The following is a 15,909-nucleotide window of genomic DNA, read 5'->3' as shown; positions in this document are numbered from 1 at the left end:
GAAATCGAATTCTAACGAATTACCGATTTCTGTCCCACTCTCTTTTTCTTGTTCCTTCTAGCTTAAGGAAGAACATAGCCTTGATCATCCACGGTATGAGGTTGTTCAGTATTGCTATTCTCTCTCAAAGCTTCCAAATCTTGATCCAAAATGGAATTGTAGTCTGTACTACCTTCACGGGTTACCCGAGTTGATACTTGGCGCAAGAGTTTTTCATTAAGATTGCGAACCCAGCGACCATTACTATGGTCATTGGCACGCATATAATTTCCTTTCACAATCTCTCCATAAAGGGCTTCATTGACCTGGTAACCTTGCTTACGCAATCCTAACAAACCGATCTCCACGATCTCATCTGGGCTGTAGTCTTCAAAATCAAATGTAGTTGGGATCCGGCTTTGTAGACCTGAATTGACCTGCAAGAAGTCGTGCATCTCTTTCGTGTAACCAGCAAAGATAATAACGATATCGCGGCGGTGGTCCTCCATAAATTTGAGGACTTCGTCCAAGGCTTCTTTCCCAAAATCGTCATTTAAACCGGTATAGAGCGTATAGGCCTCATCGATAAAGAGGACTCCACCCAGTGCACTTTCTAGGACTTCGCGCGTCTTCAAGGCTGTTTGACCTTGGTAGCCTCCAACCAGATTGCTCCGGGATACTTCGATGAACTTCTTCTGCTTGATAACCCCCTTTTGGAAGAGGATATTACCCAAAATGCGGGCCACAGTCGTTTTCCCTGTACCGGGGTTTCCAAGAAAGAGAGAGTGCAAGGTCGTATCTTCAACGATGCCACCTTGTTCAGCCCGTTTTTGGTTGAACTCAGCCATGGCCACGAATTGTTCAACTTGCTCTTTCACCTTAGCAATTCCAACCAAACGGTTGAGGGCAGCCATCCCATCTTCTTCCTTGTCGGCTCCTACTTGATACTTGCCTTGGTTAAGGACAGCATCAATATCGCTATTAAGGATGGTCTCAATATCATCAGAACCTTGGGCCACTACCCGATCTGCCATGGTCTTGGTCAATTGCTCATCCAGGTTCCGGATCCAGCGACCATTGCTCTTATCTAGCGAGCCATCATAAGCCCGCTTAACATGCCGCGCATAGTAATCCCGGTCTTCGAGTTTGTAGTCTCCTTTGCTTAGGATCATTTCACCCAGTTGGACAATCTCATCTCCTGTGAAATCTTCAAAGATGAAATTATTTGGCACCCGAGAACGAAGGCCTGGATTGGTCTTTAAGAACTCCTCCATTTCCTTGGTATAGCCGGCAAAGATAATCATGATGTCGTCACGATTGTCCTCCATAAATTTGAGGATGGTATTGATCGCCTCGATCCCAAAGTCCGCACCGCTATCTTTTTTATCCAAGCTATAGGCTTCATCAATAAAGAGGATGCCTCCTCGCGCTTTTTCAAGCAGGGCTTGGGTCTGTTCAGCCGTTCCTCCAATATTCGAAGAGATCAGATCGGACTCCGTTGCTTCCACGAAACGGAATTCTTCCCCTGAGAGAACACCCGCATCAAAGAGCACTTGTCCCAACAGACGGGCCACAGTGGTTTTCCCTGTACCAGGGTTTCCCATAAAGGCCGCGTGGAGTGTTTGCTTTTCAGGTGCCTTGCCACTGGCGATTCGTTTCTTGTTAAATTCCACCATGTTGATCATTTTCTTGATCTCATGTTTGACTTTTTCAAGACCAATCAGGCTATTGAGTTCTTGAAGAGCATCTTGTTTCTTCTCTGGTCCAGAGTCTCTTGCAGTGGTTGGAGCCACCGTTGCATCCGTCGTCTGTCCCGTAGGAACGACTTGCGCATTACCCTTCGCCACTTCTCTACCAACAAGATAGTCACAGTCATCCTCGATTTCCTTGGTCAGATCACGCGCATCGCCCTGCCTATAGGTCACGGTGCCCACCTTCGCAAAGGCTCCACCTTGAAGCCGTATATTAGGATCCGCAATCTTATGACAAATCATATGCTCAGCCATCAGCACACTCTCATCAAAAACGCCAAATGAAATGGTTTCGGCATTCTCATTCAAGAAGGTTGTTTCTCCAGTTAAGGAAGCAAAGGATTCTTCATAGACGCATAAAAATTCTGTAAATGTAGCCTGGTGAGCTCGGATCATACTATTGAATGAATTGATGGAGGTCATACGATCCGAATCCGAATTGAATTGAACATTATTGTCAAGACAGACTCCAGTCCCAGTAGGCAACTCAATTTTACAGTTTTCAGACTCCCAGATGACATTTCTCAACCAAACTGGTGGAAAATCCTTTTCCAGATCCCCGCCTGTAATCGTTGAATTTTTTGCGATCACTTCTGAGTCATTGGCATGGATGGTATTATTCCCAAATTTTTCAATATGGACATTTTCTAAGGCCAATTTAGATCCTTCTGACAGATCGATCTTAGAAAAGATCGTTGAATTTTGAATGGACAATTCCGAAGCTGACATTCCGATGACACTTTGGTGTTTTTCCGGAACCTTCATCCCAACTCCATCCAATGTCATTTTCGAATGCGTATCCATATAGATAAAAAATTCACTATTTGTCGGAGTGGTGATTTCAAAATAGACCTGTTTACAGGTGATAGCCGACTCATTCCATAAGGTCAAGGCAGTATAGTTCCCACCAACTTTAAACCACAGATCTTCAAACGTCACCTGAGCTCCCTCTACAAATCGGAAAGAAGCCTCAATCGTGTTGTTAAACATGCGCCCATTACCATTTGGATTTGGAACTACATGCCCCACAAAATGAAGGCTCTTGTTGATCACAATCACCTCATCTGTCGGCCATTGAAAGACATACCCATTTTCAAACTCGATGGTATCTCCATCCTGCGCTTTTTGAATCGCATCCATAAAGTTCCAGCTATTGTTGTAAGGCCCTACTAAATATCTTGCCACGCGCTTCTCCTCTGTTTCATCTTTTCTGTTTCCTTGTTATAAACACTTGTTACTAAAAATTGTAACACAATCCAGTGCCAAAGAAAACACTTATCAGATCTGAAAAGACTGAAAAGAGGCTGGGACAAAAGTCCTAGCCTCTCAATTGTCTTTGGATTGTCGAGCAAGACGCAGTGGTTGAGTGGGCTCTAATACGCTGATTTCATAAGCTTTTACAGCCCTACTCAACTGTGCGGAGGTGGGACGACGAAATCGAATTCTAACGAATTACCGATTTCTGTCCCACTCTCTGTCATCTACTCTTTCAAGGCTGAACATAAGCTGGCTAGAGCATTCGCTCCTGAGAGCATCGCGGTAGATAGGAGGAGCACATAGTCTGCTACTTCTAACTTATAGTCAAAGACTTTTTCAGCAGGTTTGTCTTCCGCAAAAATTTCTACTTTCATGTTCTTCTCCTTTGTTTCTAGAACAAATCATCAAAGAGGCTCAACTGGTTATCCTCTGGCATATTGCCAAGAATGCCCATCTCATCCATCTTTTCAACCAGGGTAGACGAAACACCGCCGCGCTTCCGGAGCTCGGTCTTAGAGAGGAATTCTCCTTCTTCACGCGCCCGCACGATTTGCTTGGCAACGTTCTCTCCCAGACCATCCATAGCGACAAATGGCGGAATCAGGGTATCCCCATCAATCAAGAATTCTGTCGCCTGACTGCGATAGAGGTCTAGCTTGCCAAACTTGAAGCCCCGCTCCCACATTTCATTGACAATCTCAAGGGTGGTGTAGAGGTCGATCTCCACATTGGAAGCTTCGTTGTTCTTGCGTTTCTCGGCGATTTCTTTCATCCGCGCTTTCACGGCCTCAAGGCCAGCCCCCATGGTTTTGATGTCAAAGGCTTTAGCCCGAATCGAGAAGTAAGCACAGTAATAATAGAGAGGATGATGCACCTTAAAGTAGGCAACCCGAAGGGCCATCATAACATAGGCCGCCGCATGAGCTTTGGGGAACATGTACTTGATCTTCCCACAGGACTCGATGTACCACTCAGGAACATTGTTTTCCTTCATGGCCTGGATGTAGCCATTGCGCTCTTCTTCTGAGATCTTGAGCCACATCCCTTTCCGCACGCGCTCCATGATGGTAAAGGCCATCTTAGGCTTGAGCCCCGCGTGCATGAGGTAGACCATGATGTCATCCCGACACCCGATAACGGTCGATAGATCGGCAATCCCTGCCTTGATCAAATCCTGGGCATTTCCCAACCACACGTCGGTACCGTGAGACAGACCAGAGAGCTGAAGCAACTCGGCAAAGGTCGTCGGATGGGTTTCATCGACCATCCCACGTACGAAATTGGTCCCAAACTCTGGGATCCCCAGCATACCCGTCGAGGTACCAATCTGCTCCGGTGTGACTCCTAAGATATCGGTTCCTGAGAAGAGGGCCATGACACCTGGATCATCCATAGGGATATCGTTTGGATCAATGCCTGACAAGTCTTGGAGCTTGCGAATCATGGTCGGATCATCGTGTCCCAGGACATCGAGCTTGAGGACGTTCTCATCGATATCGTGGAAGTTAAAGTGAGTGGTCTGCCATTCAGCAGTCACATCATCTGCTGGATACTGAACCGGAGTAAAGTCATAGACATCCATGTAGTTGGGAATAACAACGATTCCCCCTGGGTGCTGACCAGTGGTCCGTTTAACTCCAGCGGCACCTTGGGCTAGCCGTTCGACCTCGGCATCTCGGTAGTACTTGCCAAAATCACGCTCATAGCCCTTGACAAAGCCGTAGGCAGTCTTGGCTGCGACGGTACCTACCGTTCCTGCCCGAAAGGCATATTCTTCTCCGAAGATATCGCGAACATCCAAGTGGGCGCTCGGCTGGTCTTCCCCAGAGAAGTTCAAGTCAATATCGGGTACCTTGTCCCCATCGAAACCAAGGAAGGTTTCAAAGGGAATATCCTGGCCATTTTTGCTGAGCTTGTGGCCACAGTTTGGACAATCCTTATCCGGCATATCAAAACCAGATCCATAAGAACCATCCGTGATAAACTCACTGTACTGGCACTGGCCACAGACATAGTGGGGCGAAAGTGGATTGACCTCGGTGATCCCGATCATGGTCGCTACAAAGCTAGATCCGACAGATCCACGCGATCCAACCAGGTAGCCCCGCTCATTGGAACGGTGCACCAGCATTTGCGATGCCAGATAAATCACGGCAAAGCCATTCCCCAAGATGGAGGTCAATTCTTTTTCAATCCGCAGATCGACAATATCAGGGAGCGGATTACCATAGATCTCAAAGGCTCGCTGATAGGTTAACTCGGCAACTGTTTCTTCGGCCTTGTCGATAAATGGCGTATAGAGGTCACCCTTGACCACTTCGACCGGCTCAAAGGTCTCTGCGAGCGCATTGGTGTTTTCAATGACAATCTTGCGCGCCAAGTCTTCTCCCAAAAAGGCGAATTCATCCAGCATTTCATTGGTAGTTCTAAAATGCGCTTTTGGCAGAGGCGCTGGCTGGGCATCTTCTCCGTGCCCAATGGTCCGGTTGATCATAGCCCCTTGACCAAGACTACGGACAATGATCTCCCGATAAATCTCATCTTCCGGCTCCAGATAGTGGACATTTCCTGTCGCAAGAACAGGCTTGCCGAGACGATCTCCCACTTCGATCAAGCTCTTGATAATGGTCTGGAGCTCGTCCATGTCCTTGACTTGTTCCTTGGCAATGAGGGGCGCGTAGATAGCCGGTGGCATAACCTCGATAAAGTCGTAATACTTGGCCACTTCGACCGCCGCATCCACCCCTTGCGACATGACCGCATCAAAGACTTCCCCTTCTGAGCAGGCCGATCCGAGGATCAAGCCCTCGCGGTGGGCGTCCAGCACGGTTTTGGGAATCCGTGGGACTCCTTCGAAATACTTGGTCCCAGAAAGAGAGACCAGTTTAAACATGTTCTTAAGGCCAGTCTGATTCTTAACATAGAGGGTGGCATGCTTGACTCGGGCCTTCTTATAAGAATTCTCATCGATCAAATCGATATTCAAGTCCTTAAGATTGGTCACCCCATGCTTTTCAGCGACATCTTTGATAAAGATAAAGAGCAGGCGCCCCGTCGCTTCCGCATCGTAGTTGGCCATGTGGTGGTGCTCCAAGCCTACCCCAAAGCGCTTGGTCAAGGGCCCCAAGCCATGCCGTTTAAAATCTGGATAGAGGTTGCGGGCAAATTCCAGGGTATCGATGACCGGCTGGGTGATCTTGGGAAGACCATGACGCTCATAGTTGGCATTCATGAAGCCCACGTCAAAGGTAGCATTGTGGGCAACGAGAACCGTTCCCTCACAGAAGGCCTGAAATTCCTTCAAGACCTGCACCAAGGGCTTGGCACCCCGGACATGCTCATTGGTGATCCCTGTCAATTGGGTCGTAAAGGCGGACAAAGGATGGCCCGGATCGATAAACTCGTCAAACTCTTCAATGACATTGCCCTTGTACATCTTAGAGGCAGCGACCTGGATCAAGTCATTGTAGATGGCTGAAAGTCCCGTCGTTTCCACGTCAAAGACCACATAAGTCGCTTCATTGAGGTCCAGGTCCACCTCGTTATAGGTGATGGGCACCTTGTCCTCTACGATATTGGCTTCCATCCCATAGATTAGCTGGATTCCGGCTTTCTTGGCTGCTTTAAAGCCATGCGGGAAACTCTGCACATTGCCATGGTCAGTGATAGCCACCGCCTTGTGGCCCCACTCAGCTGCCTTGGCGATCAGCTCTTCGACTTCTGGCAGGGCATCCATAGTCGACATATTGGTATGCGCGTGGAATTCCACCCGGCGCTCGCCTTCTGGCATCAGATCTTTTCGGGCATAATGCACAACTTCCTGGATGTCTTGGACATTCATGGTCAAGTCGCGCGTGAAATTGTTCATTTCGATATTTCCCCGGACCCGTAGCCAGCTGTTCTTCTTGATCATGTCAAACTTCTGGGCTTCTTCCTCATTTTTGACCCATTTTTGAAGGGAAAAACTCGAGGTATAGTCGGTCATCTTAAAGCTGATCAAGACCCGACCGGTCCGCGTCACCTTGTGCTCCACGTCAAAGACCACACCCTCAAAGACAATCCGGTTCTCTTCTGTCGTAATCTCGATCATCGGAGTGATCTCAGCCTTGTCTAGCTTAGGTTTAGCCGCAGCTTTCTTAGCCTTGAAGTCAAAAACTGGCTTTTCTTCAACTGCTGGTGGCGGAGCCATCTGGGCCAAGGATTCCATAGCTCGCAAGGTCTCTTCATTGGCTGCTTGGAAAATCTTTTCATTTTCCTCCTCAAAGCGCGCCACTTCCTGCTCTGTCAACTCCTCATCAGACTCCACCCGACAGGTGAAATGCGGAAAACCAAAGGCTGCCAACTGCTTGGCAAGGTTGGGCAAATGATTCTTACGAAAATGCTCCGTATCAACCGAAGAAGGTCCAGAGATGATCAATTCCTGCCCTTCCGCGCGCACCTGCAAGTCTTGGTAGAGCCCCTTAAATCCTTGACTAGCGCAAGGGCCTTCCTCAAAAACCTCCCGGTAGTAGGCCTGCAATAAATCAGCAGTAAATTCCGGATTGGCCACTTGGATGGTAAAGGTCGCCTGGTTTCCTGTCTTTGAAAATTCGTCCTTCAAGCGCTGGCGCAATTCCTTAAACAAAGCAATCGGCAAGACTTCCGCAAAGGCAAAGCGGAACTCCCAGACCCGACTGACCTTGTGCACCACGACTTCTTGAATCTCCGCATGCAAAAAGGCACTGGAAGATCGCATCTCCAGCGGCATATCCAGCTGATCCATTAAAATTTCAAAGGTGTTGGACATTGTTTCTCCCTTGATCTTGATTCTTTTGCTCGCTTTTGAGTAGCCTACTTTCTAAGCAAAAACAGACCATTCAAAAACATTCGTAACCCTTATTTTATCACAATTTAAGGATTAATTCGAGGGAGAAGTGAAGATGAAAAAATCACCGGACTAGCGGTGATTTCTCGATGATTGGTCAACAGCAGGCAATCCTGATCATTCCCCACTTGTTGCTTCTGTTTCTGAACTGGAGCTCGGTGTCCGAAGCAAATCCTTCATCTGAGACTGGACCGCTTCTCGTGAGCTTTGTTCTTGCTTTTGGATATTCTCCACAGCTGGCTGCAACTTCTGCCTGATTTCCACTTTCTCCTCCTGTTCTTTTTGCGCTTGGAGGTTCGGACGGTACATGGCAAAGAAAGCCCCGATGACCACTAAAAAAGAGAACCAATTCGGTTCTCTCCAGGTTGTAATTTTTTATCAACTCACTACAGTTGATAAAGAGCCAAACAAGTTCCACGCAGGCTATTTCAATGGCGATACATAATCATCTGGAAGTTTGCCTCTCCAGTCAATCCACATTTGCTCAGCAATCGGAATTAATTTTTCAAGTTCTTCTTTAGTAAATAAATCTCTAGTTTCAGGTAAATCAATTAAAGATGTAGGGCTCTCTTCTATGAATCGTTTCTCACTAGCTCTCTTTTCTTCTTCCGTCGGTGGCCAACGATCATTCTGTGCTTTAAAATCAATTTCACGTGCCGTCCTCTTGCCTAATAAATATTCATTAAAATCAGAAGGATTAATTTCAAAGACACGACGAACCGAAGCTATTCCAAACTCTCCGAAAGTGTAATATTTCCCTTCATGTGTTCGAAAATCATATCCTTTCGGTGACTCAATTTTATCAAAGGTATCAAATTCTTCCCATGTTATTTTAGTTAAACTCATTTTAATCGCCTCCTAATTTTCTAATTGTAAATTCTCCCCACGGAACTTCATCAATGACTGCTTCTGGCATATTTCCTGGGAAGGTCTGTCCTCCTGGTTTCCAAAAACCATCAAAAGCAGAATCTTCATTTCCGCTTGGAATTCTTAGATTTTTTATAGATTCTGGTGGAATTTCAATAGCTACAGGGGAAGAGCCTAAGTCTCCTCGATGTAGCCCTAATATGTCTTCCAACAATTCCGGATCTCCCTTAGTCACTTTAATCAATGTTTCGCCAGCTTCTTTAGGCATAACAAAGGCAACATGATCTTTTGGATTACCAATTGCTCCATTATTGTATCCACCTTCTTCGGGTGTGAATTTCTGAAATTTAATAGCTCCATTCTCAAATTGTTGTCTGTGTGCTTCTATGTATTCTGAACTATAAACCTTTTCGATGTTTGGACGATCATTTTTCGGTATTGATAATACACTTTTAGCTGTGTTACCAGGGCGATATTCCACCTTAGGTGCATTCTTAGAAATATTAAAAATTAATTCCCTTTCCGCAGGAGATAATTTATTAAAGACTTTCTCTATATATCTTTCTCGAGTTGAAAAGTCTTTAAACCCTGAACTCTCCCTTGCAAGTTTACTTTCTTCAAGATTCTTCAGGATTTGTTCTTTGTTATACTTCGGCGCTTCGACATCGTGGACATCTTTCACCTCTGGTACATCCAATTCAACCTTCGGTTTAACTGTTCCTACATGATCAACAGCCTCGCCCTTTATAGTAGATAAATCTTTCGGTTTTGTCAACACATCAATATCTGGTTTCTTGGATTTTGGAACCATAGTTGTTGTTCCAGCCACTGCTTCAACTGGTTTGATTTTTGGCACTTTTACATCAACTTTAGGTTTTACTGGCACCTCCAGATCCACCGTTTTAGCTGGCTTGAGTTTTGGTATTTTCACATCCGTATGAGTATTGGGAACTGTAGCTGTATCAGATATATTTATTTCCTTAACGATTTTTGAAGTATCGATTTTAGGTCTAGAAATTTTAGTCATAGCTAACTGAAAGATCCCCAAATTATCGAGAAGGTCAATTGTTGCAGTCGCAACATCTGTTGTACCTTTCACCCATCCATAATTCTTAGCCACAAATATTTCGTCTTTGGTTGCTTTTTCCCCTGTTGATGGATTTTTCCCTGTTTTTAAAATATATTGATTACGTTTATTCATATAATCTGGATCACGCCAATCAATAGGTTGCTTTTTCATCAGTTCGTTAAAACGATAATATTCATAATCCTTTTTCGCTTTATCTGCATCTGATCCAATAATATAATCGAACTCAATAGATGTACGACCAGTCATAAATTCAATATGTTCTGAACTAAGCTCCGCTAATGTTTTTGAATCAATCTTCTTTTTATCCGATGCTCGAAGATTTGCAAACATTTTCTTTTTATCTGTTCTTTCTTGTAAAGTGTCCTCTCCACTAGACTTTTTAAGGTTATAAACTCTATAAATATATGCCGCTTCTTGTAGAGTAACACCTCCTTTTGTATATACATACTGGCCAGTATTAAGATAGCGTTCGTAGTCTTTCACAGCATATCCATAGCTTTCTTCTAAATTTGCAAGGCTTGACTGACTAATTTTATTTTCAAACTTTCGATTTTTCAAAGATTTAGATACTGATTTCGGTACTGAAACATCTGGATAATCTTTATAATAATTTATTAAAAAGTCAAGCTCTCCTGCATTTAATTCTTTGCCCTTATTTGCTTTTTCAATAATCTTCTTATAATTTTCCTGTCTCTCTACTGTACTCAATATAACCTTATTTATTTCTAAATCAGGATATTTAGCTGCAAATTCTTTGGCAAACTTTCTTTCGTCACTAGTTAATTGTTTTCCTTCAATAACTTTATCTACAACTACTCTATAACGCATCTCCTCAGCTTTTAAAGATCGCACTTCTTTGGTATATTGTAGAATTTCCTGATCTACCACTCCTGGATACTCACTGTTATACCGTTCAATTGCTGTGAGATCCGATTCTGTTAACTCCTCTCCGTTATATAATTTCTGAAGAGCCTTATCATAGGATTCTTGTAGGTTAACTGCACGAGCTTCCCATTTTGTTGCAACAGTGGTAGCCCAATCCGTACTTGTTGTACATTCAAAAGTTTTAGCAGCAAAAGAGACACCTAGGGTATGTTCTGCAGAAGCGATTGTTGCTGCAGCATCATTTGCTGCGGTGCAGGCTGAAGCAGAAGCAGTATCAAAGGCTCTTAAGTGCTCTAATTTCTCAGTAGCCACCCTAATTTGTTCATCCAGTTCAGATGCTTGTTTACGTAATGATTCTAATGAAGCTTTCTGTGAATCAGTGAGTTTATCTCTTCGTTCAAAACTTGCAATAGAAGAACTAACTTGCATACTCCCTCTAGTTGCGTTATTAATTTCAGTTTGGAGCTCCTCCTCATCCAAACTCTCTGAACCACATAGCGCTGTATAGGTGTCAGCAAGGTAGTCTGCAGCGTCTGCAACAGCTTCAGAATATAAGATACAAGCTTGATAATAGGAAACCATAATTCCTGACGCATAAGTACGCGCAGCATCATAACCATCTCCTTGTAGTTCATATGAGCCACTAAATGTACTGAAAGCATTGATCAGTTGCTTGTAGCCTGCTACACGCGCTTGAGAAGCGCTTGAAGTTGTAGAGGACATCGTCTGAAGGGCACCGTAGTTTACTTTAACCATCTATCTCTTCCTTTCTCAATGCTTTACAGAACTATACAGTTCTTCGCTTCCTGTCCCTGTATGACTATTGATATATCCTGCAATCGAAGCATCTGTCGTCTGGAACTCTGCATGAATTCCATGGAGTACTTGGATAAAGTCGATCGCCCGCTCCTTTGCTTGCTCACCGGCATTTTTATCACCATCAATATTGGCTGACATTCCTTTCTGGCCTTGATAAACATTGCCATCATCTTTGGTCCCAGTAGCAGAGCTCACTGAATTTGACGCAGACACAATGCTATCCGCATAGGAATGAACTGTATCATTTGATTGAATTGCCATAGAAAATTACTGTCCTTTCGTTGAAGGGGGATGTTCGGTAAGGAAGTCGTTGAATACTAACGCTTTAAATAAAGTATTTATTGACCTATCCATTTTTTATTATTTACTATTACTAATAGCAAATTACTGTCACGAATCTCTACTTATCGTACATCCTGTTTCATTGTCTACTGTTGAAAAGTCGTCAGATTTGAAAAATAAATCTCCATCAAACAAGCCAAATATGAAACTCGGTCTTTCTTTAGAGCTTTCACCTCATGTATGACAAAGTCACATGAATGGTTACAGAAAACTCTATAAAGTTAGAACCATTGGTAATTCGTTCTATTTGCTTGAAGTTAACTTTTCCTTTTGCTTGGACTGAGCTCAGATCTTTAAAGTAACCTCACTCATCCAATGCCATAATATTTTTAAATGTTATTTTCTTTCTTCATTTAGTTAAGTGAAAACAAATACCACTAAAAAATATTACCTTACTATCATACCTGAAATTACTTTGAAAATCAAATTAATTACTAGTTGGAGAGAGTTAAGGGGATAAAAAAAGAGAGAACCGCGGTTCTCTCTAAAATCTATTTTGCTTCGCTTCTTTTTCAGCCAGCTCATTTAAGAGTTGAGAGCGTTTCTTTTTAACTATTTCAAGCTGACGCTCTGTCTCACGATACTGCTGTTTAAGTTGCAACTCCTGCTCGTCTAAATCTAAAAAGAGTTTTCGAGTTGTCTCATCCATCTGTTCTAGTAGTTGGATATAAAAGGAGCGGTGAGAAGGTGTTACCCCCATCAAGAGTATATCATTGAGCTGATAGAGAGCATCTCCTTGAGAATACTCAAGATCTTCACGCAACAGACGAAGCGCTTTTTGCTCATCTTGATTGTCCTCCAACTGAAGATCCAACCTCATCTGATCCTTGTAAAGTACGTCCAACTCCTCTTGTTGTCTATTTTGTTTTTCCATTGATAGGAGAACCTCCAATAGCTAAAATCACTAAAATACTTATCCGTTATTTGACAATACCTTTTTATATCCTGTTTTTTCAGGTATAAAACATCTCACTTGATGTAATTACCTTCAGAAATAACTACTCTTTCATAAAATGGGTGAGTTATGCAGGGAAATCGTTGAATTGTGAATTATATAAATCAAGTCTTTTTTGACTTATATGTTGTTTTTCTAACATTTCAGTATCACTTTTATCATTAGCAAATTGCTGCAACATTCCTCCATCTATCACACGCCCCATCTCATTATCAACTCTTGAAAATTCATCAGCAACAGCATTCAAATACTCATCAAATGATTGAATGATAGGTACTAAATCTTTTGCTAATGTTTTTACTTCATTCGTTGCTGAAGAGAAATTTTGAGTGGCAGACGATTCTATCAATGATTCACTCTTATCTTCTAAACGACCACTCAAATCATCAAAACTAGTTTGAATACTCTTTATATGCTCTGGTAATATTCGCTTTCTTCCCATAATTAATTCCCCTTTTATGGTATTTTAAACATTTACAATTTTTTTAATTTATTGATCTTTATACCCCTATAAAATTTATTAAATTTTGTAGGGGTATAAAGTTTTAATTGCTCAATAAAGCTAAAATTGTAGCACAAAATATAGTTTATATCAAATAAATTAATAAAACATCTATGCATATTACACAATAATTACCTCTTATAAGTCAGATACTTTTAAAGAAATTATAGATTAATTTTTTACAACAATTAATCTGTGATGTCTAATCTAATGCATTTAGTCATATTTTTCATTCAAATATTTATAAAAATAATCTCCTTCTGTTTTTTCACCATATAATCTATCCAAATCTTTAATTGCATGTTGTAATTCTAATGTTTCTTCCTTATTTAATTTTTCAAAAGATATAGTTTTTTCCTCATTGGATTTCCAATCTCCAAGAATGTATTTTTTAACCTCAGGACTATACTTTTTCTTTATATACTCACCTTTACTTACATCATAAGTTTCTGTTTTATACTCTTCACTCAGTATTGTCTTATATTTCTGAATTACTTTATTATAATCTTCATGGTTCTCTTCAGCCCTTTTTCTTATATAACCAGTAACTCCTTGAGTATCCAGTTCTAATTTTTTCTGTGTGACATTAAATTGATAATAGGTCTCATCTGAAAATTCCGTATAGCCTTTATACTTAAACACCCATGACCCTCTATCAATAATATTATTTTTAAATTCAAATAAAGTTTTTCTTTCATTTTCATCCAAGTCATTAGTTGTCTCAGCAAAATCTACGGTACTCTTTAAAATAGATGCTAAACCTTCATTTGTAGCTTTAAAACCATTGCTTTCATTAGGGACCAGCTTATTCACTCCTGAATTATGATTATTTTTAGCGGCTGCTTTTAATGCTTCAAATGCGAGTTTAGCTTCTGGAACCGCTACTGTTACATAACCATCTATAAAAGCTTCTGATAAGTTCTTAGCAAATTCAATTTTAGCATTTTTCCTAGCTTGCTCTATTTCTTTAAATCTTACTTTAAATTTCTCAAAATTTAATGTCTTAGAATCAGGTACAAAATCACTTGAATAAGTATTTTTTTCGTTCATAAAGGAATTAATCGTAGTGTATTGTATCTCACCAGAGTCTGTAAAATCGAATATAATCGATTGAGTGAACGGTACCCTTTCCTCCATTGAACCAGGTCTTACTGGGGTAGTTCCCTTCCCAAATTCAATAATGTATAACCCCCTGGTAATACCAATTAATTCATTGATTGACATTTCCTTATTTTTTAAAAATTTAAATTTAGTAGCATCACCATTACTTTTTTCAATAGCCATTTGTGCCTGATTCGCTATAGCTAAATTTTGCTGAGAATTTATCATTCTTTCAAGTATTTTACTACTATCTTTTTGTTCCATTTTCCCAATAATATTAAAAAATTTGCTTAACTTATCACTTGATTTATCTTCAACCCATTTAGTAAGCCCATCAGACATTATATATAATGCAACATTGCTAATTTTATCGAAATCCATATCATTTAATTCATCGATATTTCCACCAAAAACGGCAGTAATTGCTCTCGCATCATCTATATTATTAATAAATTCTATAAAATATGGCTGACCTCGTGAAATAACTTCAAAAAAAGCTAGTGGTGATAAATTTAATATAATTTGTGCCTGATTTACAATACCTCTTAATCCAGAAACCTCTTCAATCGTCATTTGAAGGTCTTTATTAAACAGTTCATGCGCAAGTTGAAAAGGTTCATGTGTGGCCTGTCTAGTTAATGAACTTGCATTTAAGCTCAGAATCGCTCCACTCTTTACGGAAGAAATACTAATTTCAGGTTCATCTAATGCATCAGTAGCAATATTTAATGCAGATTGCAATTTTTGATCCACTTCTGACACTTTATCCACTTGTTCTCCAGTCAATTTTGATTGAACAGTCGATAAACCAGACTCGCTTGTCCAAGCTTCTTTTGTGAACCCTCCTCCTGACACCGCTGAGCTGAATTTCCCAACATTAGCAGAATATTTATTTAAAAAAGCTGGGATCTGGTTGAAAACCTGATTCTGTAAAGAATTTAGTTGTCCTAAAAAAGCTGCAATCGCTTCCCCTTCCGATCCTTCTATTTTAACGTTAAATGTTCTAGCTGTATCCTGTGTCGCCGTTGTTAAAGATTGAGAAAACTGTTTTATTGACTCACTATATTGAGCAATCCCTGGTAAGTCATGTACTTTAATCACATCATTACTCATACTAATCCTCCTTCGCTCTAGCAATTGCTTGACTCAACATATTTATACCACTTCTTAAAGATGCTGCTTCAGATTCTAAACTACTAATTTTACTACTCAATCTAGAAATCATATTCTGTTTATACTCATCGTATTTTTCCACAGTCTTATCCACTGTGTTTTTTTCTGTTTGCGCTTCTTCATCATATGGATGACCAGCAAGATGATAACTAGACTTAATATTTTCTGGACTGACTAAAACATACTCTATTGCGGTTGAAACTCCTTGTAGATTAGATAATGCTGTTCTTAATTTCCCAAGTTTCCCATTTACTTCTGACAGTTTCCCAAGACATCTATTTAAGTCTGCTTGCAATGCTGCTTTCCCCATAATTCATCTCCCTT

The 15,909-nt window shown here is 41.4% G+C and carries 11 protein-coding genes; all 11 read right to left on the bottom strand.

The features are described from left to right. Positions 1-62 precede the first annotated feature (62 nt). Entirely contained in the window at positions 63-2,915 is a 2,853-nt protein-coding gene (locus ADG03_RS06540; RefSeq protein ID WP_049473303.1) for an AAA family ATPase, read from the bottom strand. A 296-nt stretch (positions 2,916-3,211) separates the two neighbouring features. Then, on the bottom strand, positions 3,212-3,361 hold the full coding sequence (locus ADG03_RS11760; protein ID WP_049473066.1) for a hypothetical protein: 150 nt from the start codon (positions 3,359-3,361) through the stop codon (positions 3,212-3,214). A gap of 17 nt (positions 3,362-3,378) precedes the next feature. Then, positions 3,379-7,773, bottom strand: a complete 4,395-nt coding sequence (locus ADG03_RS06530) for a PolC-type DNA polymerase III (protein ID WP_049473067.1) — start codon at positions 7,771-7,773, stop codon at positions 3,379-3,381. Between the two features lie 195 nt (positions 7,774-7,968). After that, entirely contained in the window at positions 7,969-8,115 is a 147-nt protein-coding gene (locus tag ADG03_RS11695) for a hypothetical protein (RefSeq protein WP_160312937.1), read from the bottom strand. Between the two features lie 159 nt (positions 8,116-8,274). Then, entirely contained in the window at positions 8,275-8,697 is a 423-nt protein-coding gene (locus ADG03_RS06520; protein WP_049473070.1) for a hypothetical protein, read from the bottom strand. A 1-nt stretch (position 8,698) separates the two neighbouring features. Beyond that, a complete protein-coding gene (locus tag ADG03_RS11880) occupies positions 8,699-11,449 on the bottom strand; it encodes a hypothetical protein (RefSeq protein WP_239667198.1) in 2,751 nt (916 codons plus the stop codon). Positions 11,450-11,464: 15 nt separating this feature from the next. After that, a complete protein-coding gene (locus tag ADG03_RS06510; protein WP_049473072.1) occupies positions 11,465-11,773 on the bottom strand; it encodes a TIGR04197 family type VII secretion effector in 309 nt (102 codons plus the stop codon). A gap of 565 nt (positions 11,774-12,338) precedes the next feature. Further along, the gene (locus ADG03_RS06505) at positions 12,339-12,728 is read right to left on the bottom strand and encodes a hypothetical protein (RefSeq protein WP_049473074.1); all 390 of its coding nucleotides are present in this window, start codon (positions 12,726-12,728) and stop codon (positions 12,339-12,341) included. Between the two features lie 148 nt (positions 12,729-12,876). Beyond that, the gene (locus tag ADG03_RS06500; protein ID WP_049473075.1) at positions 12,877-13,251 is read right to left on the bottom strand and encodes a hypothetical protein; all 375 of its coding nucleotides are present in this window, start codon (positions 13,249-13,251) and stop codon (positions 12,877-12,879) included. Positions 13,252-13,527: 276 nt separating this feature from the next. Continuing rightward, entirely contained in the window at positions 13,528-15,525 is a 1,998-nt protein-coding gene (locus ADG03_RS06495; protein ID WP_049473077.1) for a hypothetical protein, read from the bottom strand. Position 15,526: 1 nt separating this feature from the next. Further along, positions 15,527-15,895 carry a DUF5082 domain-containing protein gene (locus ADG03_RS06490; protein ID WP_049473078.1) on the bottom strand — a complete coding sequence of 123 codons (369 nt, stop codon included), beginning with the start codon at positions 15,893-15,895 and terminating at the stop codon, positions 15,527-15,529. Between the last annotated feature and the right edge of the window lie 14 nt (positions 15,896-15,909).

This window comes from Streptococcus parasanguinis, assembly GCF_001069785.1.
GTDB classification, from domain to species: Bacteria; Bacillota; Bacilli; order Lactobacillales; family Streptococcaceae; genus Streptococcus; species Streptococcus parasanguinis_T.
Note: the sequence above shows the minus strand (reverse complement) of the source record. Positions and strands in the feature narration are given on the sequence as shown.